Source organism: Thioalkalivibrio sp. ALE11, from assembly GCF_000381205.1.
Classification (GTDB): domain Bacteria; phylum Pseudomonadota; class Gammaproteobacteria; order Ectothiorhodospirales; family Ectothiorhodospiraceae; genus Thioalkalivibrio.
Window position 1 is genome coordinate 279097 of record NZ_KB906166.1, and the last position, 18770, is coordinate 297866.

The 18770-nt window shown below is 68.9% G+C and carries 17 protein-coding genes, 1 other RNA gene and 1 pseudogene; 10 read left to right on the top strand and 9 right to left on the bottom strand.

All coding sequences use genetic code 11. The features are described from left to right. Positions 1 to 87: 87 nt before the first annotated feature. Complete coding sequence (locus F620_RS0105350) at positions 88 to 537, bottom strand: hypothetical protein (protein ID WP_019021899.1); 450 nt, start codon at positions 535 to 537, stop codon at positions 88 to 90. A 218-nt stretch (positions 538 to 755) separates the two neighbouring features. Here F620_RS0105350 and F620_RS0105355 point away from each other — a divergent pair, with 218 nt between their 5' ends. From F620_RS0105355 to F620_RS0105370, 4 genes are all read left to right on the top strand, one after another. Beyond that, positions 756 to 1424 carry a metalloregulator ArsR/SmtB family transcription factor gene (locus tag F620_RS0105355; protein ID WP_019569745.1) on the top strand — a complete coding sequence of 223 codons (669 nt, stop codon included), beginning with the start codon at positions 756 to 758 and terminating at the stop codon, positions 1422 to 1424. Between the two features lie 51 nt (positions 1425 to 1475). Continuing rightward, positions 1476 to 2795, top strand: coding sequence for an MFS transporter (locus tag F620_RS0105360; RefSeq protein ID WP_019021901.1), 1320 nt, complete (start codon positions 1476 to 1478; stop codon positions 2793 to 2795). A 135-nt stretch (positions 2796 to 2930) separates the two neighbouring features. After that, a complete protein-coding gene (gene mazG, locus F620_RS0105365; protein WP_019569746.1) occupies positions 2931 to 3761 on the top strand; it encodes a nucleoside triphosphate pyrophosphohydrolase in 831 nt (276 codons plus the stop codon). A gap of 56 nt (positions 3762 to 3817) precedes the next feature. Next, positions 3818 to 4549 (top strand): ferredoxin--NADP reductase, encoded by a 732-nt coding sequence (locus tag F620_RS0105370; protein WP_019569747.1) that lies wholly within the window; start codon positions 3818 to 3820, stop codon positions 4547 to 4549. A 4-nt stretch (positions 4550 to 4553) separates the two neighbouring features. On the opposite strand, the gene nadC is transcribed toward F620_RS0105370, so the two are convergent. From nadC to F620_RS0105385, 3 genes are read right to left on the bottom strand one after another with little or no spacing between them, the layout of a single operon-like run. Then, positions 4554 to 5453, bottom strand: a complete 900-nt coding sequence (gene nadC / locus F620_RS0105375; protein WP_019569748.1) for a carboxylating nicotinate-nucleotide diphosphorylase — start codon at positions 5451 to 5453, stop codon at positions 4554 to 4556. Then, positions 5450 to 6874, bottom strand: a complete 1425-nt coding sequence (xseA, locus tag F620_RS0105380; protein WP_019569749.1) for an exodeoxyribonuclease VII large subunit — start codon at positions 6872 to 6874, stop codon at positions 5450 to 5452. The genes nadC and xseA overlap by 4 nt, the downstream gene beginning before the upstream one ends. Continuing rightward, a complete protein-coding gene (locus F620_RS0105385; protein WP_019569750.1) occupies positions 6871 to 7635 on the bottom strand; it encodes a DUF4197 domain-containing protein in 765 nt (254 codons plus the stop codon). Before F620_RS0105385 ends, xseA begins: the two co-directional genes overlap by 4 nt. Positions 7636 to 7787: 152 nt before the next feature. Here F620_RS0105385 and guaB point away from each other — a divergent pair, with 152 nt between their 5' ends. Then, complete coding sequence (guaB, locus tag F620_RS0105390) at positions 7788 to 9248, top strand: IMP dehydrogenase (RefSeq protein WP_019569751.1); 1461 nt, start codon at positions 7788 to 7790, stop codon at positions 9246 to 9248. 65 nt (positions 9249 to 9313) lie between these two features. Next, complete coding sequence (gene guaA, locus F620_RS0105395) at positions 9314 to 10891, top strand: glutamine-hydrolyzing GMP synthase (protein WP_019569752.1); 1578 nt, start codon at positions 9314 to 9316, stop codon at positions 10889 to 10891. Between the two features lie 27 nt (positions 10892 to 10918). On the opposite strand, the gene F620_RS0105400 is transcribed toward guaA, so the two are convergent. The 5 genes and pseudogenes from F620_RS0105400 to F620_RS15455 all read right to left on the bottom strand — a co-directional run. Continuing rightward, positions 10919 to 11770 carry an HDOD domain-containing protein gene (locus F620_RS0105400; RefSeq protein WP_019569753.1) on the bottom strand — a complete coding sequence of 284 codons (852 nt, stop codon included), beginning with the start codon at positions 11768 to 11770 and terminating at the stop codon, positions 10919 to 10921. A 145-nt stretch (positions 11771 to 11915) separates the two neighbouring features. Then, positions 11916 to 13310 (bottom strand): glutathione-disulfide reductase, encoded by a 1395-nt coding sequence (gene gorA / locus F620_RS0105405; RefSeq protein ID WP_019569754.1) that lies wholly within the window; start codon positions 13308 to 13310, stop codon positions 11916 to 11918. Positions 13311 to 13481: 171 nt separating this feature from the next. Next, positions 13482 to 14231: a glutathione peroxidase gene (locus F620_RS0105410; protein WP_019569755.1), complete on the bottom strand. Its 750-nt coding sequence runs from the start codon at positions 14229 to 14231 to the stop codon at positions 13482 to 13484. A 185-nt stretch (positions 14232 to 14416) separates the two neighbouring features. Continuing rightward, positions 14417 to 15037, bottom strand: coding sequence for a GGDEF domain-containing protein (locus tag F620_RS15450; RefSeq protein WP_231373875.1), 621 nt, complete (start codon positions 15035 to 15037; stop codon positions 14417 to 14419). Next, positions 14992 to 15711 (bottom strand): annotated as a pseudogene (locus tag F620_RS15455) (PAS domain-containing protein); the annotation flags it as partial. The pseudogene F620_RS15455 and the gene F620_RS15450, both read right to left, overlap by 46 nt. A gap of 132 nt (positions 15712 to 15843) precedes the next feature. On the opposite strand from F620_RS15455, the gene ffs reads away from it, so the two are divergent. The 4 genes from ffs (at position 15844) to recR (ending at position 18763) form a co-directional block, all read left to right on the top strand. Beyond that, positions 15844 to 15940: signal recognition particle sRNA small type (gene ffs, locus F620_RS14765), an RNA gene on the top strand. Between the two features lie 80 nt (positions 15941 to 16020). Beyond that, on the top strand, positions 16021 to 17838 hold the full coding sequence (dnaX, locus tag F620_RS0105420) for a DNA polymerase III subunit gamma/tau (RefSeq protein WP_019569757.1): 1818 nt from the start codon (positions 16021 to 16023) through the stop codon (positions 17836 to 17838). After that, positions 17835 to 18161, top strand: a complete 327-nt coding sequence (locus F620_RS0105425; protein WP_018870167.1) for a YbaB/EbfC family nucleoid-associated protein — start codon at positions 17835 to 17837, stop codon at positions 18159 to 18161. The genes dnaX and F620_RS0105425 overlap by 4 nt, the downstream gene beginning before the upstream one ends. Positions 18162 to 18172: 11 nt before the next feature. Further along, positions 18173 to 18763 carry a recombination mediator RecR gene (recR, locus tag F620_RS0105430; protein WP_018870166.1) on the top strand — a complete coding sequence of 197 codons (591 nt, stop codon included), beginning with the start codon at positions 18173 to 18175 and terminating at the stop codon, positions 18761 to 18763. The last annotated feature ends 7 nt before the right edge of the window (positions 18764 to 18770 follow it).

Sequence of the window (18770 nt, forward strand, 5' to 3'; positions counted from 1 at the left end):
CGTCGCGCGCACAAAAAAGCCGGGGCCCGCAGGCCCCGGCAAGTTCACGCTTCACGTACGAAGGGGTGTCCGGAGAGACGCCCGGGATCAGGCCGCGTGGGTCTCCTTCGCCTCGCGCGCGGCCTTCGCTTCTTCGGGATCGTAGGCCGCTCCGGACCACAGCATTTCGTAGGCGATCTCCTCGTTACCGTTCTCGCACAGCTCCAGCACGTCCTGGAACAGCGGCTGGAAGGTCTCGCTGCGATGGGAGGCCTCATGTTCCTCCATCGTGCGCCAGAAGGTGATGATCAGCGCTTCCTTGTCCTTCATCGGGCTTTCCACGGCCTGACCGATGGTGGAACCCTCGTTGGAGACCGCACCGGAGTTCAGGGCCACGAAGCCGCCGACGAAGCCGGTGTCCGAGTGATAGGTCTTCACGTTCTCGCACAGCACGGCCACGCGTTCCTGCAGGTCGTCGATGCTGTATTCCGGCTTCAGGATGACCCGGTTGATGGTCACCACGCCGTCCGGCGGAAAGTTCTGGATCAGGTTGCTCATAACGACCTCCTTGGTTAACAGAAGATGCCCTCGGGCATTGTCGCTTCATTCAGCGAATCAGCATGTGCTGAATGAATTGTTGACCAATTTACTCAAGATCTAGCCGTGCGCAACAAAGGCACACGTGTCGAAGGGCCTGGGACGGTCGGGGTTGTTTCGGGTGTCCGGCCTGATATATCGTACATTCCAACGAATATTGGAATATCGAGTGTCCCGCGATGAACGAACGCGACCTGAAGGACGTGCTGTACGAGCAGGTGGCGCGGATTACGCGCGCCGCGGCCAGCCCCAAGCGCCTGGAGCTGATCGAGGTGCTGGTGCAGGGCGAGAAGACCGTCGAGCAGTTGGCGGCGGACACCGACATCAGCGTCAAACTGGCCAGTGCCCACCTCAAGGCCCTGCGCGAGGCCCGTCTGGTGGAGGCTCGTCGCGCCGGGCGTCATGTCCACTATCGTCTCGCTGGCCGCCACGTCGCGGACTTCTGGGTGGTGCTGCGTTCGCTGGCCGAGGAGCGCCTGCTGGAACTGCAGGCAGCCACCCGCGAGCTGACCGAATGCGCCGACGAGCTGGCCCCGGTCGCGGGCCACGAGCTGCTGGAGCAGGCGCGGCGCGGCGAGGTGGTGGTGCTGGACGTGCGTCCCGGGGTCGAGTACGCGGCCGGGCATCTCCCCTGCGCGCGCTCCATCCCGCTGCAAGAGCTGAATCAGCGTCTGCAGGAACTGCCGGCCGACCGCCCGGTGGTCGCTTACTGCCGTGGCCCCTACTGCCTGATGGCGAAAGAGGCCGTCGCCCTGCTGCGCGAGCACGGGATCGCTGCGCAACGCGTGGAGGAGGGCGTGGCGGAATGGCGCCACGCGGGCCTGCCGCTGACCGACGAGCCGGCCTGACGCGGCCGGGCCCCGGCCGCGAGACAACGCATTTCCAGAGGAAACCGGAACATGGACAAGCACAAGGCCGCCGAGGCCTACGATCACATCACGCACGGGATCCGCGAGAACCTCGGGCAGTTCAGCCAGCAGCTGATCCAGGTGTTCTTCGTCGGCCTGACCATCGGGATGATGCGCACGGTCATCCCGGCGCTGGCGGAGGACGAGTTCGGCGTGGCCGAGGGCTCGTTCATGCTGCTGACGGCTTTCGTGGTGGCCTTCGGGATCGTGAAGGGCGCGCTCAATTTCGTCGCCGGCCGGCTGTCCGAGCGCATGGGCCGCAAGAATGTCCTGTTGCTGGGCTGGCTGTCCGCCATCCCGATCCCGTTCATGATCCTGTACGCCCCGACCTGGGGCTGGATCGTCGCCGCCACGGTGCTGCTGGGCGTGAACCAGGGTCTGGCCTGGTCGATGACGCAGACCGCCAAGATGGACATCACCCGGGCGAACGAGCGCGGCTTCACCATGGGCATGAACGAGTTCTCCGGCTATGTCGGCGTGGCCGTCGCCGGCATCGTCACCGGGTACATGGCGTCCGCCCTCGGTCCGCGCGTCGGCCTGCTGGTCTTCGGCCTGGTGGTGATCGCGCTGGCAATCGTGATGACCTTCCTGCTGGTGCGCGAGACCATTGACTGGGCGAAGGCCGAGGGGGCCCGCCATGCGGCCGGTCGCAACGACGGGCCGGTGGCGCGCTATCCGCAGAACATCCCCGACGCCCCCACGACCTGGCAGGTGTTCACCCTGATGTCCTGGCGCGACCGGCGCATGGCGGCGTTCAGCCAGGCCGGGCTGGTGGAGAAGTTCGTGGACGCGCTGGTGTGGGTCTTCTATCCGGTGTTCCTGTACCAGCAGGGCCTCGGTCTGGCGGCGATCGGCTGGATCGTCGGCATCTACGGCTTCGTCTGGGGCGGCTCGCAGTTCTTTACCGGCCGTCTGTCCGATCATATCGGTCGCATGAAACCCATCGTCTGGGGCATGTGGATCTGTGGCGCCGGGGTCGGGCTGACCCTGCTCGGTTCCGGGGTCATCTGGTGGTCGTTCGCCGCGGTGGTCACCGGCTTCGGCATGGCCCTGCTGTATCCCAACCTGAGTGCGGCGGTCGCGGACATCGCACATCCCAACTGGCGCGGATCGGCGATCGGGACCTACCGCTTCTGGCGCGACCTGGGCTACGGCATCGGCGCGCTGGGGCTGGGCATCGTCGCGCACCTGGGCGGCTCGGTGGAATGGGGCTTCTGGTTCGTGGTGATCGCGATGTTCCTGTCCGGGGCCCTGGTTTGGTGGTGGGGCGAGGAGACCCATCCGCGCCTGAACCCGGCGGACCCGCAGTAGGCCACCGCCGGGTCCGCGGCGGGCCGCACCGACCCCCGGCCGGAGCCCGGCGCGTGCCGGCACGCCGGGCCGGCTTTTCCGTCACGGGATCGGGGCGTTGGCGCGGGGCGACCGCGGTCCGTACACTGCCCGCACATGACGGAATCCAACCCCCTGACCCGGCTGCGCGAGATCATGGCGCGACTGCGCGACCCCGAGCACGGCTGTGCCTGGGACCGTGCGCAGACCGCCGCCAGCATCGTCCCGCATACCCTTGAAGAAGCCTATGAGCTGGCCGACGCCGTCGCGCGTGACGCCGGCGACGCGGCCGCCACCGCCGAGCTGCGGGAAGAGCTGGGGGACCTGCTGTTTCAGGTGGTGTTCCAGGCGCGCATCGCCGAAGAAGCCGGGCGCTTCGATCTGGATGATGTCGCGCGCGGGATCGCCGACAAGCTGGTGCGGCGCCATCCGCACGTGTTTGCCGGCCACGCCTTCGGTGACGATGCCGAACGCGAGGCAGCCTGGGAGGCCGACAAGGCCGCCTCCCGCGAGCAGCGGGGCCATGCCAGCGCGATGGACGATATCCCGCTGGCGCTGCCGGCGCTGGCGCGCGCGGTCAAGACCCAGCGGCGGGCCGCGCGTGACGGCTTCGACTGGGACGACGCCGGTCCGGTGGTCGACAAGATCCATGAGGAGATGGCCGAGGTGAACGAGGCCGTGGCCGCGGGCGCCGATCCCGATGCGGTGGCCGAGGAGGTCGGCGACGTGCTGTTCGCGGTGTCCAACTGGGCGCGCCATCTGGGCGTGGACCCGGAGGGCGCGCTGCGCGGCAGTACCCGCAAGTTCGAGGCGCGCTACCGGCGCATGGAGGCCCTGGCCGAAGGCCGGGGACAGTCGCTGTCAGCGCTCGATTTTGCCGAGCAGGAGGCGCTGTACCAGCAGGCCCGTCGCCAGCTGCGCGGCGACCCCGAATCGACCCCCGAATAACTCCGAACAACCCCGAACGGCCGGGCACCCGTCCCGTCCCGAGAAAAGGAACCCGTATGGAACACGGCCTGGATTCGCTGCCCGATCACTTCATGCCCGCGCGCATCGAGCGCATCGAGCAGGTGACCCCGCTGATCCGCAGCTTCACCCTGGCGGCGGACCCGCAGCGCTTCGTGTCGCGCGCCGGCCAGTGGCTGGACCTGGTGATCCCGCAGGGCGATGCCAAACCCTTCGTCGGCGGCTATTCGGTGGTCTCCGCGCCGCGCGATGACGGCCGCCTGGAGCTGGCCATCAAGTATGCCGATCACCATGCGGCCACCCATCACCTGCATACCGCGGCGCGCGAGGGCGACACCGTCTACATCACGCCGGGGCAGGGGGACTTCTTCTTCGAGAGCGGCATGGCCGACAACGTGGTGCTGCTGGGGGCCGGCATCGGGGTGACCCCGCTGTTCAGCATCCTGCGCTATGTGCACCAGTCGGCCCCCGATGTGAATGCGCACCTGGTCTACAGCGTGGCGCGTCAGGACGAGGTGCTGTTCCCCGAGGAGCTGGAGCGCCTGGCGCAGGCCGACAACATCGACGTGACCCTGACCGTGACCCGCGAGGCGGAGGACTGGCTGGGGCATACCGGGCGGATCTCGCATTCGTTGCTGGAGTCGCTGGAGCTGCCGCGCGACGCGCTGTTCTATTTCTGCGGCTCGCGCGAGTTCATCGAGGACATGGCCACGCTGCTCGGCGAATGGGGCATCCCCGAGGCGCAGCTCAAATACGAGAAGTGGTGGTAGGGCGTCAGGCGTCGCTGTCGAGACGCAGCGACAGGTCCACCGCCCGCAGGTGCTTGGTCAGCGCCCCCACCGAGATGTAGTCCACCCCCGAGTCGGCGACTTCCAGCAGGGTCGCGGCCGAGACCCCGCCGGAGGCCTCGGAGATCGCACGCCCGCGGATGCGCCGCACTGCCTCGGCGCGATCCGCGGATTCCAGCTCGTCCAGCATGATCACGTCGGCCCCGGCGGCCAGCGCCTGGTCGACCTCCTCCAGATTTTCGGTCTCCACCTCCACCCAGCGCCCGGCGCCCAGCGTGCGCGCCTGCTGCACCGCGGCGGCGATGGAGCCGCAGGCGGCGATGTGGTTTTCCTTGATCAGCACCGCGTCCCACAGGCCCAGGCGGTGGTTGTGGCCGCCGCCGATGCGCACCGCGTACTTCTGCGCGTGGCGCAGGCCGGGCAGGGTCTTGCGGGTATCGAGGATGCGCGCATGGTGGTCCTGCAGGCGCGCCACCCAGCGCGCGGTCTCGGTGGCGGTGCCGGACAGGGTCTGCAGCAGGTTGAGGGCGGCGCGCTCGCCGGCCAGCAGCGCGCGGGCCGGCCCCTCGATGCGGGCGATCCGCGTATCGGCCGCGCAGGTCTCGCCCTCGGCGACTGCCCATTCGATGCGCAGGTCGGGGTCCAGGCGGGCAAACACGCGTTCCGCCCAGGGCTGGCCGCAGATGACGGCGTCCTCGCGCAGCCACAGCGAGGCGCGCGCATGCCGCCCGGCCGGGACCAGCGCCGCGGTCACGTCGGCGGCCATGCCGCCGGGCCCGAGGTCCTCCTCCAGCGCCGCGGCCACCTCGCGTTCCAGTGCGGTGGGGTCGGGCTCGGCGGGGCCGCGGACGAAAGGGTCGCGGGGCTTTTCGAGGTGCAGGGTCATTGCGGGTCTTCCGTTGCCGGGTGGCTGCGGACCACTGTCAGATCGACGTGGCCATGCGCCAGGCGGGCGGAAACCGCGTCTCCGCGGTTCACGTCGGCGGCATCCCGCAGCAGTCCGCCGTCCTCGGTGGACAGGATGGCGTAGCCGCGGCGCAGTACCGCGGTGGGGTCCAGTGCGTGCAGCTGGCGCCGGCTTGCCTCGAACTGGCGCCGGCGCGCATCCAGCTGGCGCTGCGTCGCGCTGCGCAGGCGCTGATCCAGACGGTGCAGGCGTTCGCGCCGGGTCGCCAGATCGCGGTCGGGGCGTACCTGCTGCAGCCGCTGGCGCAGGTGTTCCAGGCGCAGGCGGGCGTGGTTCAGCCGCGCCCCGGGAGAGGCCCCGGCGAGGCGCAGGCGGGCGCGCTGCAGGCGCTGTTCCGCGCGTTCCAGACGCAGCCGCCCGGCGCGTTGCAGGCGTTCGCGCTGCTCGTCGAGGCGCTGGAGGTTGCGTTCCAGGATCTGCCGCGGATGGCGCCGCTGCAGGCGGCCGGCGAGCCCTTCCAGGCGTGCGCGATCCTCGTGGATGCGACGCGCCAGGCGCTGCTCCAGGCGTGCGCGCAGTGCGTTGAGCTGCTGGCGCAGGGCGGGGCCGTCGGGGCTGACCGCCTCGGCCGCCGCGGTGGGGGTGGATGCGCGCAGGTCGGCGACGAAATCGGCGATGGTCACGTCGCTTTCGTGGCCCACGCCGGTCACCACGGGGATCGGACAGGCGGCGATCGCGCGCGCCACATTCTCCTCGTTGAAGGCCTGCAGGTCTTCCAGAGAACCGCCGCCGCGGGCCAGCAGGAGCACGTCCACCGCGCGTTCCTCGCCCGCACGCTGCAGGGCGGCGACGATCTGCTCGGCCGCCGCGGCGCCCTGGACCGCAACGGGATACAGCGTGATCGGGAGCAGCAGCGGAAACCGGCGCGCCAGCGTGCGTTCGATGTCGTGGCGGACATCGCCCTGGGCCGAGGTGATCACGCCCAGGCGATGGGTCCGCGCCGGCAGCGACTGCTTGCGCGCGGGTTCGAACAGGCCCTCGGCCTCAAGCTGCTTCTTCAGCCGCTGGAAGGCGGCCAGCAGCCGGCCCTCGCCGGCGGGTTCGAGCCGCTCGACCACGATCTGGAACTGGCCGCGGGCAGGGTAGATGCCCGCGCGCCCGCCCACCTGCACCGCATCGCCGTCCGCGAAGGGCGCTGCGCGCCGGGCGTTGCCGCGGAACAGCACGCAGTTGACGCTGGCGTTCTCGTCCTTCAACGAGAAATACTGGTGGCCCGACGGGTAGCGGCGCAGGTTGGAGACCTCGCCCTCGACCCGCACCGATCCCAGTCCGTCGCGCAGCAGTCCGTCCGCGCACTGGTTCAGCTGGGCCACGGTCAGGACCGCGGCGGTATCGCTCATTCGCCGCCCCCGAATACCCGTTCCAGCAGTTCGGTGCCGCGGCCGACCGGGTCGGCGCGCAGCGCCGCCTCTTCCTTCGCCAAAGTGTCGAACAGACCGGACATCGCGTAGCCCAGTACGTGGTCCACCGGATCGAAGGCGATGTCGGCGACGAACGGGATGTCCTCGACCTCGGACAGCAGGTCGTTGTAGGCACTGATGGCACCGGATTCGCGCAGGGCCTCGTCGATGACCGGCTCCATGCGCGCGGCCAGCGGGTCGCTCATGCGGGTCTCGAAGTGGCGGGTGGCGGCATCGTCGGGGCCCTGGATGATCTCGCGGGCCTCGTCCAGGGTCAGGTCCTCGATGGCGTCCAGGAACAGCTCGCGGGCCTGCGGGGCGGCATCCTCGGCGGCCCGGTTCATGCGTTCGTGCAGGTCGTCGACCGGGCCCGCCGCACCGAAGCGGTCGAGGGTGTCGCGCGTGGACTGCACCAGTCCGGGCAGCGGGATGCGCACCTCCGGGTTCCCCCAGAAGCCGTTGTGGCGCGCCAGTTGGCCGGTGGCGTTGCGGGTGGCGATGGACAGCGCCTCGCGCAGGGCGTCGATGCGCTCGTCCTGGCTGAGAGCGCTGCCATTGTCGCCCCCGGTCAGGCTTCCCAGGGCCTCGCGGCCGCGTTCCCACCAGTCGGCGCCGGCGGGTGCGGCGGCCAGCAGGGCGGTTCCCGGCAGGAGGCGGAACAGGAAACGGCGGCGGCCGGCAAGGCGGGATGTCGATGACATGTCTGGACCCTTCGGAATGCGGAGATACAAGGGTAACTTCGCAGCGCCGCGGATGCGACGCACGTGCCCGATCCGCCTTTACCCGTCAAGCCCCGGATTCTATACTGTCCGGCTCTTTCCTCCCGGTCCCCGGGCCCTGTCTGGAGTGGTGCATGCGGATACTCGGTGAAGCCCTGACCTTCGATGACGTTCTGCTGATTCCCGGGCACTCGAACGTCATCCCGCGCGACGTCGACATCTCCACCCGGATCAGCCGCGGGATCACGCTCAGCGCGCCGCTGGTCTCCGCGGCCATGGATACGGTGACCGAGGCCAGCCTGGCGATCGCCATGGCGCAGGAGGGCGGCATCGGCATTGTCCACAAGAACATGCCGGCCGAGGCCCAGGCCCGCGAGGTCTGGCAGGTCAAGAAATACGAAAGCGGGGTGATCAGCGAGCCGATCACCGTGGGGCCCGACGCTTCCATTGGCGACGTGGTGCGGCTGACCCGGGACAGCCACATCTCCGGCGTGCCGGTGGTGGACGGCAACGATCTGCGCGGCATCGTGACCTCGCGTGATCTGCGCTTCGAGACCCGCATGGAGGCTCCGGTCTCCGAGATCATGACCCCGCGCGACCGCCTGGTCACCGTGCGCGAGGGTGCCGGGCGCGAAGAAATCCTCGGTCTGCTGCACAAGCACCGCATCGAGAAGGTGCTGGTGGTCAACGACGCCTTCGAGCTGCGTGGCATGATCACCGTGAAGGATATCCAGAAGTCCACCGAACACCCGTATGCCAGCAAGGACGAGCGCGGCCGCCTGCGCGTGGGCGCTGCGGTGGGCGTGGGCGAGGGCACCGACGAGCGCGTCGCCGCGCTGGTCGAGGCCGGCGTGGACCTGATCGTGGTGGATACCGCTCACGGTCACTCGCAGGGGGTGCTGGATCGCGTCGCCTGGGTGAAGAAGCACTACCCGGACGTGCAGGTGGTGGGCGGCAACATCGCGACCGCCGATGCAGCGAAGGACCTGGTGGCCGCCGGCGCCGACGGGGTGAAGGTCGGTATCGGCCCGGGCTCGATCTGCACCACCCGCGTGGTGGCCGGGGTCGGCGTGCCGCAGATCACCGCGATCTCCGAGGTGGCCGGGGCCCTGGAAGGGACCGACGTGCCGCTGATCGCCGATGGCGGCGTGCGCTTCTCCGGCGATCTTGCCAAGGCGGTGGCCGCCGGTGCCCATTGCGTGATGCTGGGCTCGATGTTCGCCGGCACGGAGGAGGCGCCGGGCGAGGTCGAGCTCTACCAGGGGCGCTCCTACAAGATCTACCGCGGCATGGGCTCGCTGGGTGCGATGCAGCAGGGCTCCTCCGACCGCTACTTCCAGGACCCGAACGCCCCGGCCGACAAGTTCGTGCCCGAGGGTATCGAGGGCCGCGTGCCGTACAAGGGCTCGATCGTCGCCATCATCTATCAGCTGATGGGTGGCCTGCGCTCCTCGATGGGCTACGTGGGCGCGCAGAACATCGCCGAAATGCGCAGCAAGCCACAGTTCGTGCGCGTGACCGCGGCCGGCATGCGCGAGAGCCACGTGCATGACGTGGCGATCACCAAGGAAGCACCCAACTATCGCATGGACTGATCCGGCCCGCCGGCCGGATCCCCGACACAGACCCCGGCCGCCCGGCCGGGGCAGTGGATGACCTCATGACCCAGGATCTGCACGCCCACCGCATTCTGGTACTGGACTTCGGTTCCCAGTACACCCAGCTGATCGCCCGCCGCGTCCGCGAGGCCGGAGTCTATTCCGAGGTGCATGCCTGGGACATGCCGGCGGAGGACATCCGCGCGTTCGCGCCCACCGGCATCATCCTTTCGGGCGGGCCCGAATCGGTGAACGTCGAGGCACCGCCGCGCGCCGAGGACGTGGTGTTCGAGCTGGGCGCGCCGGTGCTGGGCATCTGCTACGGCATGCAGACCATGGCCGCACAGCTGGGCGGGCGCGTCGAGCCCTCCGAGCGCCGCGAGTTCGGCTACGCCCAGGTCCGCGCGCGCGGCCATACCCCGTTGCTGCGGGACATCGAGGATCACACCACGCCCGAGGGCTGGGGCCTGCTGGACGTGTGGATGTCGCACGGCGACCACGTGACCGAGCTGCCGGAAGGCTTCCGCCTGATGGCCTCCACCGACTCCGCGCCGATCGCTGGCATGGCCGACCCGGACCGCGGCTTCTACGGCGTGCAGTTCCACCCCGAGGTCACGCATACCACCCAGGGGCAGCGGATCCTCGAACGTTTCATCTACGAGATCTGCGGCTGCGAGGCGCTGTGGACCGCCGACAACATCATCGAGGACATGGCCGCGCGGGTGCGCGAGCAGGTCGGCGACCAGCGCGTGGTTCTGGGCCTGTCCGGCGGGGTGGATTCCTCGGTAGTGGGCGCGCTGCTGCACAAGGCGATCGGCGACCAGCTGACCTGCGTGTTCGTGGACACCGGCCTGCTGCGCGAGGGCGAGGGCGATCAGGTGATGGCGACCTTCGCCCGCCACATGGGCGTGAACGTGATCCGGGTGGATGCCGAGGACCGCTTCATGAGCGCGCTGGCCGGCATCGAGGATCCGGAGGCCAAGCGCAAGGTGATCGGCGGGCTGTTCATCGACGTGTTCGACGAAGAGGCCGGCAAGCTGGAAAACGTGAAGTGGCTGGCCCAGGGCACGATCTACCCCGACGTGATCGAGTCGGCCGACTCCAAGACCGGCAAGGCCCATGTGATCAAGTCGCACCACAACGTGGGCGGCCTGCCGGAGAACATGAAACTCGGTCTGGTCGAGCCGCTGCGCGAGTTGTTCAAGGACGAGGTGCGCAAGATCGGCGTGGAGCTGGGCCTGCCCACCGAAATGGTCTACCGCCATCCGTTCCCGGGGCCCGGCCTGGGCGTGCGCATCCTGGGCGAGGTGAAGAAGGAATACGCCGATCTGCTGCGCCGCGCCGATGCGATCTTTATCGAGGAGCTGCGCAAGGCCGATCTGTATGACCGGACCTCGCAGGCGTTCGCGGTGTTCCTGCCGGTCAAGTCGGTGGGGGTGATGGGCGACGGCCGGCGCTACGACTACGTGGTCGCGCTGCGCGCGGTGGAGACCATCGACTTCATGACCGCCCGCTGGGCGCATCTGCCGTACGACTTCCTCGACCACGTCTCGCGCCGGATCATCAACGAGATCCCCGGCATCTCGCGCGTGACCTACGACATCTCCGGCAAGCCCCCCGCCACCATCGAGTGGGAATAAGGCCCGCCCCCTGCTCGAGGGGCGGTCCTACTCGAAGATCTGGTTGACGTGGTTCAGGCCGGCCTCGTCGGTGTCCCAGTCCAGGGTCAGCCGGTCGGGGTCGCCGGTGAGCCGGCGGAAGGCGGGGACCTCGCTCCGGTCCACGGTGGCGAGGCGGTGGCGGGTGCCACCGTAGGACTCGATGTTGGCGGCCTGCAGGATGTCGGTGTAGGAGACCGGCTCGTGGGCGCCCGGATCCTGGCGGATCTTTTCGTGATCGCCCACCGCGCGCACGATCTCCGGGTCGAAGTTCCAGCTCTTGAGCATCGCCCGGCCCATCGCCACGTGGGCCGCGTCGATCGCGGCCTGGACCGCGCGCGGATCCTCGTAGATCACTTCCACCTTCTCGGCGCGGCGCAGAATGGGCACGGCGCCGATGTCGTGGACCAGTCCGGCCAGCAGCGCGATGTCCGCGTCCAGATGGCGCTGCCGGCGGGCCAGCAGGTAGCTGAGGACCGCGACCTCCAGGCTGTGGGCCCAGAGCTGTTCCATGCGCTCGCGGATGGCCTCGTTGCCGGTCTGGAAGACTTCCTTCATCGAATGGGTCAGCACGACCTGGCGGACCCGTTCCATGCCCAGTCGGGTCACGGCCGAGTGGATGGTGGAGCAGCGATGCAGCCCGCGATAGGCGGGGCTGTTGGCCTGGCGTACCAGACGCGAGGCCAGGGCGGTGTCGCGCGAGATCAGGTTGACCAGGTCGGCGATCGTGCTGTTGTCGTCCTGCACGATGAACAGCGCCTGCACGGAGATGTCCGGCAGGGTGGGGATGTCCACCAGCTGCCGGTCGAGGTCGCTTCGCAGTTTCTCGAGGAAGTTTTCGACATCCGTGCGGGTAGCCAAAAGATGCACTCCGTGCGGCGTTTCTGTGGCGTGAAGTATGCCACAGCCACCGGCTTTCGGGGTTGCAGGTCCCATGGGCCGTCGCCCGGATGGTGGCCCGCAACCCCGTAGCACGCGCCTGCGCGGCGGGGTGCCGTAGCGCAGGTCAGGCGGCTTCGGCGAGGCCCTCCGCGCGGCCGGGGCGGCCCTGCTTGAGGGTCACCAGTTCCTCGGCGCTGGTGGGATGCAGCGGGATGGTCAGGTCGAGGTCGCGCTTGGTCGCACCCATGCGCACCGCCACCGCGAAGCCCTGCAGCATCTCGTCGACGTGGGGGCCGATCATGTGGATGCCGACCACCTTTTCGTCATCCCCGGCGCACACCAGCTTCATCACCACCGGCGGGAGCTCGCCTTCCGCAAAGGCCCGGTCGAGGCCACCGAAGCGGGTCTCGTACACCCGCACCGAATCGCCGTGGCGTTCCACCGCCTGCGGCTCGGTCAGTCCGACCATGCCGGCGGTGGGATGGGTGAAGGTCACCGTGGGGATCTGTTCGTAGTCCACCGGCACCGGGTTGTTTTCGGGGGCATACCAGTGCTCGGCCAGACGCCGGCCGGCAGCGATCGCCACCGGGGTCAGCGGGCCCTTGCCGATGATGTCCCCCAGGGCGTAGATCCCCTCGACATTGGTTGCCTGCCATTCGTCCACCGGGATGGTGCCGCCGGGACCGATTTCCACGCCGGCCTCTTCCAGCCCCATGTCCGCGGTCGCCGGCTTGCGGCCGACGGCCCACAGTACCTGCTGGTAGGGGCCGAGTTCTTCACCGCCTTCCAGCTGCACGGTGACCGCGCCCGGTTCGCCGCCCAGCCCGGCCACCTTCACCCCGAGGTGACGGCCGATGCCCTGGTGCTCCATGTGCTGGTCCAGGGCTTCGCTGATGGCGGAATCGAACATCTCCAGCACGCGGTCCTCCATCGCGACCACGTCGGTCTGCACGCCCATGGAGCGCAGCATCCCGGCCATCTCCAGGCCGATGTAGCCGGCCCCGATCACGGCGATGGACTCCGGCAGTTCGGTCCACTGGAAGAAGTCGTCCGAGGTCGCGCCCAGTTCGGCGCCCTCCAGCGGCGGCACCACCGGCGCGCCGCCCATGGCCAGCACGATGCGGTCGGCTCGGTATTCGGTGCCGCTTTCGCTGATCACGCGGTCGCTTCCGTTCAGCCGGGCACGCTCGGCGATATGGGTCACGCCCAGCTTCTCCAGGTGCCCGGCCCAGAAGTCATTCAGGTTGCCGAGCAGCTTTTGCCGTTGCTCGGCCAGGTCGCCATAGCGAATGCCCCGGATGTCCACGTCCACGGCGAATTCGGCGGCCTGGCGGGCCTGGCTCATGTGTTCCGCGGCGTACCAGGTGAGCTTTTTCGGCACGCAGCCCTCATTCACGCAGGTCCCGCCCAGCGGTTTCGGGTCGAACACGGCGACGCGGGCGCCATGGGGCGCGGCGCGTTCGGCTACCGCCAGGCCGCCGCTGCCGCCGCCGATCACGATGATGTCGTAGTGTTCCATGCTCTTTTCCCTGTTCGTTGTCGGTCTGATTCGAAGTCTGCCATGGCGAGCGCTCAAGGAGCGGTCGCCGGGGTCCGCCATCCGTGTCCGCAGGTCCGAGGGGGGCGGCCTGCGGACACGGATGGCCACCCGTGGTGGCCGGGGCGGGCCGGTCCCGCCCCGGATCCGGGATCACGCCGCCTGGCGTTCGCGGTGGATCCACTGCTCCAGTTCTTCGGAGCCGCCGATGCGGTGGCCGCCGACGAACACCTGGGGCACGGTCATCGCGCCGGTGGCGGCGCGCAGACTGCGCAGGCTGGCGTCACGGCCCAGCACGATCTCCTCGTAGTCCAGGTCGGCGTCCTCCAGCATCTGCTTCGCGCTGGCGCAGTAGGGGCAGCCCGGCTTGGTGAACACCACCACGTCCTCGGGGCAGGCCGCCTCCGGCGCCACGTGCGACAGCATGGTGTCGGCATCGGAGACCACGAAGGGGTCGCCCGGCTCGTCCGGCTCGATGAACTGCTTCTCGATCACGCCGTCGCGCACCAGCATGGAATAGCGCCAGGAACGCTCGCCGAAGCCGAGGTCGCTCTTGTCGACCAGCATGCCCATCTTCTCGGTGAACTCGCCGTTGCCGTCCGCCAGGAAGGTGATGCGGTCGGCCTCCTGGTCGGCCTGCCAGGCCTCCATCACGAAGCCGTCATTGACCGAGATGCACACGACCTCGTCGATGCCGTGCTTCTTCAGCACCGGCGCCAGCTCGTTGTAGCGCGGCACGTGGGCCGAGGAGCAGGTCGGGGTGAAGGCGCCCGGCAGGGCGAACACCACCACGTTGCGGCCGCTGAAGATGTCCGCGGTCCGGACGTCGTTCCAGTCGTTGTCCTTGCGGCAGCGGAAGGTGACTTCCGGGACGCGCTGACCTTCGCGATTTTCCAGTTCCATGTTCTCTCTCTCCTGTTGCAGATTGCGGTTTCGGAAACGGGTGAAAAGTCATGTGCCGGCCCGTGGCCGACGACAGGTGCAAGATTAAGGGACGCTCTTCGATAAATCTAATCTTTTATAATTAAAATGATATTAGCCCAAGGCTATGATCGAGGTCGCCGGGGGAAGGGCCTCGCCATGGACCTTCATGCCGGACGCGCCAGGATCACGCGGTTGCGGCCGTCGTGCTTGGCACGGTAGAGGGCCTGGTCCGCAACGGAGATCAGCTGGCCGGGGGCACCGGCATCGCGGGGGAACAGCGCCGCCCCGATGCTGACGGTGACGCGTGAGCGGTTCAGCGGTTCGGGCCAGCGGGCCCCGGCCACGGCGGCTCGCAGGGTCTCGGCGAAGTCCTCGGCCCGGACCGGGTCCGCACCCGGCAGGACGATCATGAATTCCTCGCCACCCCAGCGCATGGCGATGGCGTGTTCCGGCAGCGATTCGCGGATGCACTCGCCGAAACGTTCCAGCACCGTGTCTCCGGCCTGATGGCCGTGACGATCGTTGATGGTCTTGAATTCGTCGAGATCCAGCGCGCCAGCAGCGCCAGGGGCCGATCCTCGTGCTCGCAGGCGGTCAGGGCCTTCTCGAACAGTTCCTGTCCCCGCCGGCGGTTGTAAAGGCCGGTGAGCGAGCAGTAATCCGCCCTTTGCTGAAGGGACAGCTCGAGGGTCTTGGTGTCGGTCACGTCGTGGATCATGCCGCAGACCCGCAGTGGCTTTCCGTGGTCGTCCCGCAGCACGATGCGTCCGCGATCGGAGACCCACAGATAGTGCCCGTTGCGGTTGCGCAGCCGGTATTCGGCGTGAAAGGCGGGCCGGCGGCCGGCCAGATGATCCTCCAGTTTGGTCAGGACCAGCGGCCGGTCCTCGGGGTGCACGTTATCCTTCCAGGTGTCGATGACCTCTTCCATCTCGTCGGGACCGTACCCCAGCAGGGACTTCAGGTTCGGGCTGAACACCAGACGTTCCTGCTGCGGATACCAGTCCCAGACCCCCTCGGCGATGTCGTACAGGACCTGCCAGTGTTCGCGGCCGGCGTCCTCGTCCGGCGACGACCCGCGTTCGGGGATCTCGCGGGCGACCGACACGAAATACTCGCGCCCGTCGACATGCTGCACCGACGTCAGGATCTCCACCGGGATGGCCGAACCGTCCGCGTGGCGGTGCTCGCCGAGGAAGCGATAGGGCGCCTGGTTGCGGATGACCTCGGCGATCTCGCTCCAGGCCGGCATGCCCTGTACGCCGGTCTGGAGCGACATCACCGATTCGTGCAGGAGCTGGTCACGGCTGAGCCCGAGGCTGGCATGCGCCTTTTCGTTGCCGTCGATGATCCGCGAGGTCTCCGGATCGATGATATAGACGGCGTCCGGGAGGCCGTGAAAGAACGACGCGGCTGAAGCGGCCATGGGGATCCCGGCTGAAGCGACTGGGGCCGGCATTTTACCCCGGCCGGCGCGGGGTTGCGAGCGCGGGCACCGGATCGAGGTTGACGTGCGTGGCCGAAACCCTGATGCTTTCGGGTTCGGTCGGGCGGCGGTGATCCGTGCGGCCAACAGCGTTATGGTGGTCCGTATCAGTCCCCTCGCGACGACAGGTTGTGAACCCCGCCAGGCCCGGAAGGGAGCAACGGTAGCAACTGCGTCGGGCGCCGGGGTGTGGCGGGTGCGGGCCACCTCCCTTCCAGTTTCGCTTTCCGGTGGGGCCGAGTGCCCGGAGGCCACGGCGACCGCTCCGTCCATGGGAGAGGCATGAGTCACCAGGTTCTGGCCCGCAAGTGGCGGCCCTCACGTTTCGAGGATCTCGTCGGTCAGCCGCACGTGGTGCGCGCGCTCTCCAATGCGCTGTCCGGCGAGCGGCTGCATCATGCCTATCTGTTCGCCGGCACCCGCGGCGTGGGCAAGACCACCGTGGCGCGCATCCTGGCGCGCTGTCTCAACTGCGAGACGGGGGTGACCGCCGAACCCTGCGGCCAGTGCCGTTCCTGCGTGGAGATCGCCGAGGGGCGGCACCTTGACCTGATCGAGGTCGACGCCGCCTCGCGCACCCGGGTGGACGACACCCGCGAGCTGCTGGACAACGTGTCCTACGCCCCCACCACCGGCCGCTTCAAGGTGTACCTCATCGACGAGGTGCACATGCTGTCGGAGAAGAGCTTCAACGCGCTGCTCAAGACCCTGGAAGAACCGCCGGAACACGTGAAGTTCCTGCTGGCGACCACCGACCCGCAGAAGCTGCCGGTGACGGTGCTGTCGCGCTGTCTCCAGTTCAACCTCAAGCCGATGCCGGCGCCGCTGATCGCCGATTATCTGACCGGGGTGCTCGAGACCGAGGGCGTGGGTGCCGAACCCGGTGCGCTGCTGCGTCTGGCCGAGGCGGCCGAGGGCTCGATGCGCGATGCGCTCAGTCTCACCGACCAGGCCATCGCCTACGCCGGCGATCAGCTGAGCGAGGGGGCGACCTGCGACATGCTGGGGCTGCTGCCACGCACCCGGTTGGCCGGGCTGCTGGATGCAGTGTTCGCCGGGGACGGTGCGGCGCTGGTCCACGGTCTCGCCGAGCTGGATGCCCTGGGGCCGGACTGGTCGCGGCTTCTGGATGAACTGGCCTCATTGCTGCACCGGGTGGCGGTGCTGCAGGTGGCGGGCGAGGTGGCCGATGGCGGCGAAGCGGGCCTGGACTGGGCGCGCGAGGCCGCCGGCCGCGAAGACCCCGAGGCGATCCAGCTCGCCTATCAGATCCTGATCCATGGCGTACGCGACCTGCCGTATGCACCGGAACCGCGCATGGGGGTCGAAATGACCCTGCTGCGGCTGCTGGCCTTCCGTCCGGAGGGCTCGCCGGAGCCCGCGTCCGGTACCACAACCGGCGGGAGCGGCGCGGCTGGCCGGCCCGGGAACCCCGCGAACCGGGGCCCGGCGGTGCAGGCCGAGCCCGCGTCCCGTGCCGCGGCCGAGGCCCCGGAGCCGGCGCGGGCAAGCTCGCCTTCCACGCGCGGGCCGGATGCCGGGGAGGCCGGCGCGGTACGCGAGCCGCATGCGGCCCCGGCCTCCGCGCCCCCGGAGAAGACCGCCGGAGCCGATGCGGCGGACGCTGCCCGCCCGGCGCCGGCCCCGGTGCCCGCCGCTCCGGTGGCCGAGGGCGAATTTGACTGGCATGCGTTTGCCGCAGGTCTTCCCGCGGGTACCGCGCGGGAAATCGCGCTGCAGGCCGAATTTCGTTCGCTGGATGCGGAGCGGCTGACGCTCGCGCTGCCGACCGACTACCGCATGCTGTGCACGGAACGGGCCCGGGAACGCTTGTCCAGGTCCCTGGAGGCGCATCTCGGCCGCGGCGTGCGTCTGGAGATCGTGGATCAGGAAGAAGCCGGTGGTGACACGCCGGCCGCGCGTCTTGCGGCGGATGCCGAGGCGCGTCAGGCTGAAGCCGAGTCCGCCATGCGGCAGGATCCGGTGGTGCAGGCGCTGCACGAGCGCTTCGGGGCCGAACTCGGCCCGGTGCGCCTGCGCGACGACGACCCGACACTTAATCAGGACCCCGGAACAGCGGGACAGGAGAACCGAAAATGATGAAAGGCGGCATGGGCAACATGATGAAGCAGGCCCAGAAAATGCAGGAAGAAATGCAGCGCGTGCAGGCCGAGCTGGCCGAGATGGAGGTCGAGGGCCAGGCCGGCGGCGGGCTGGTCAGCGTGACCCTGACCGGCAAGCACGAAGCACGCAAGGTGCGGATCGACCCCAGCCTGTTCCAGGACGATCCCGATATGATCGAGGATCTGGTGGCGGCGGCCATCAACGATGCCGTGCACAAGGTGGATACCACCAGTCAGGAACGCATGAGTGAACTGACCAGCGGCATGGGCCTGCCGGCGGGCATGAAACTGCCGTTCTGAGCCGGACCGCGGTGGATACCGAACTCGACGACCTGGTCCAGGCACTGCGCTGCCTGCCGGGAGTGGGTGGCAAGTCGGCCCGGCGCATGGCGCTGCACCTGCTGGAACGCGACCGCGAGGGCGCACGGCGCCTGGCACGGGCGGTGGACGCCGCGGTGGAGAACATCGGCCACTGTTCGGTGTGCCGGACGCTGACTTCGGCGGAGACCTGCGAACGCTGTCTGGATCCCGATCGCGACGACCACGTCCTGTGCGTGGTCGAGAGCCCCGGCGACGTGATGGCCATCGAGGCGGCGACCGACTTCAACGGTCGCTTCCACGTGCTTCTGGGGCGGCTGTCGCCGCTGGACGGCATCGGCCCCGAAGAACTGGGGCTGGACCGGCTCGAGGAACGCCTGCGCCAGCAGGGCACCGAGGAGCTGATACTCGCCACGAACACCTCCGTGGAGGGCGAGGTCACCGCCCACTACCTGGCCGAGATGGCCGGGCGCCTGGGAATCCGCGCCACGCGCATCGCGCAGGGGATCCCCAGTGGCGGGGAGCTGGAATACACCGATGCGGGGACCCTGGCGCACGCCTTGTCGGGGCGCCGCGATTACTGATATAAAT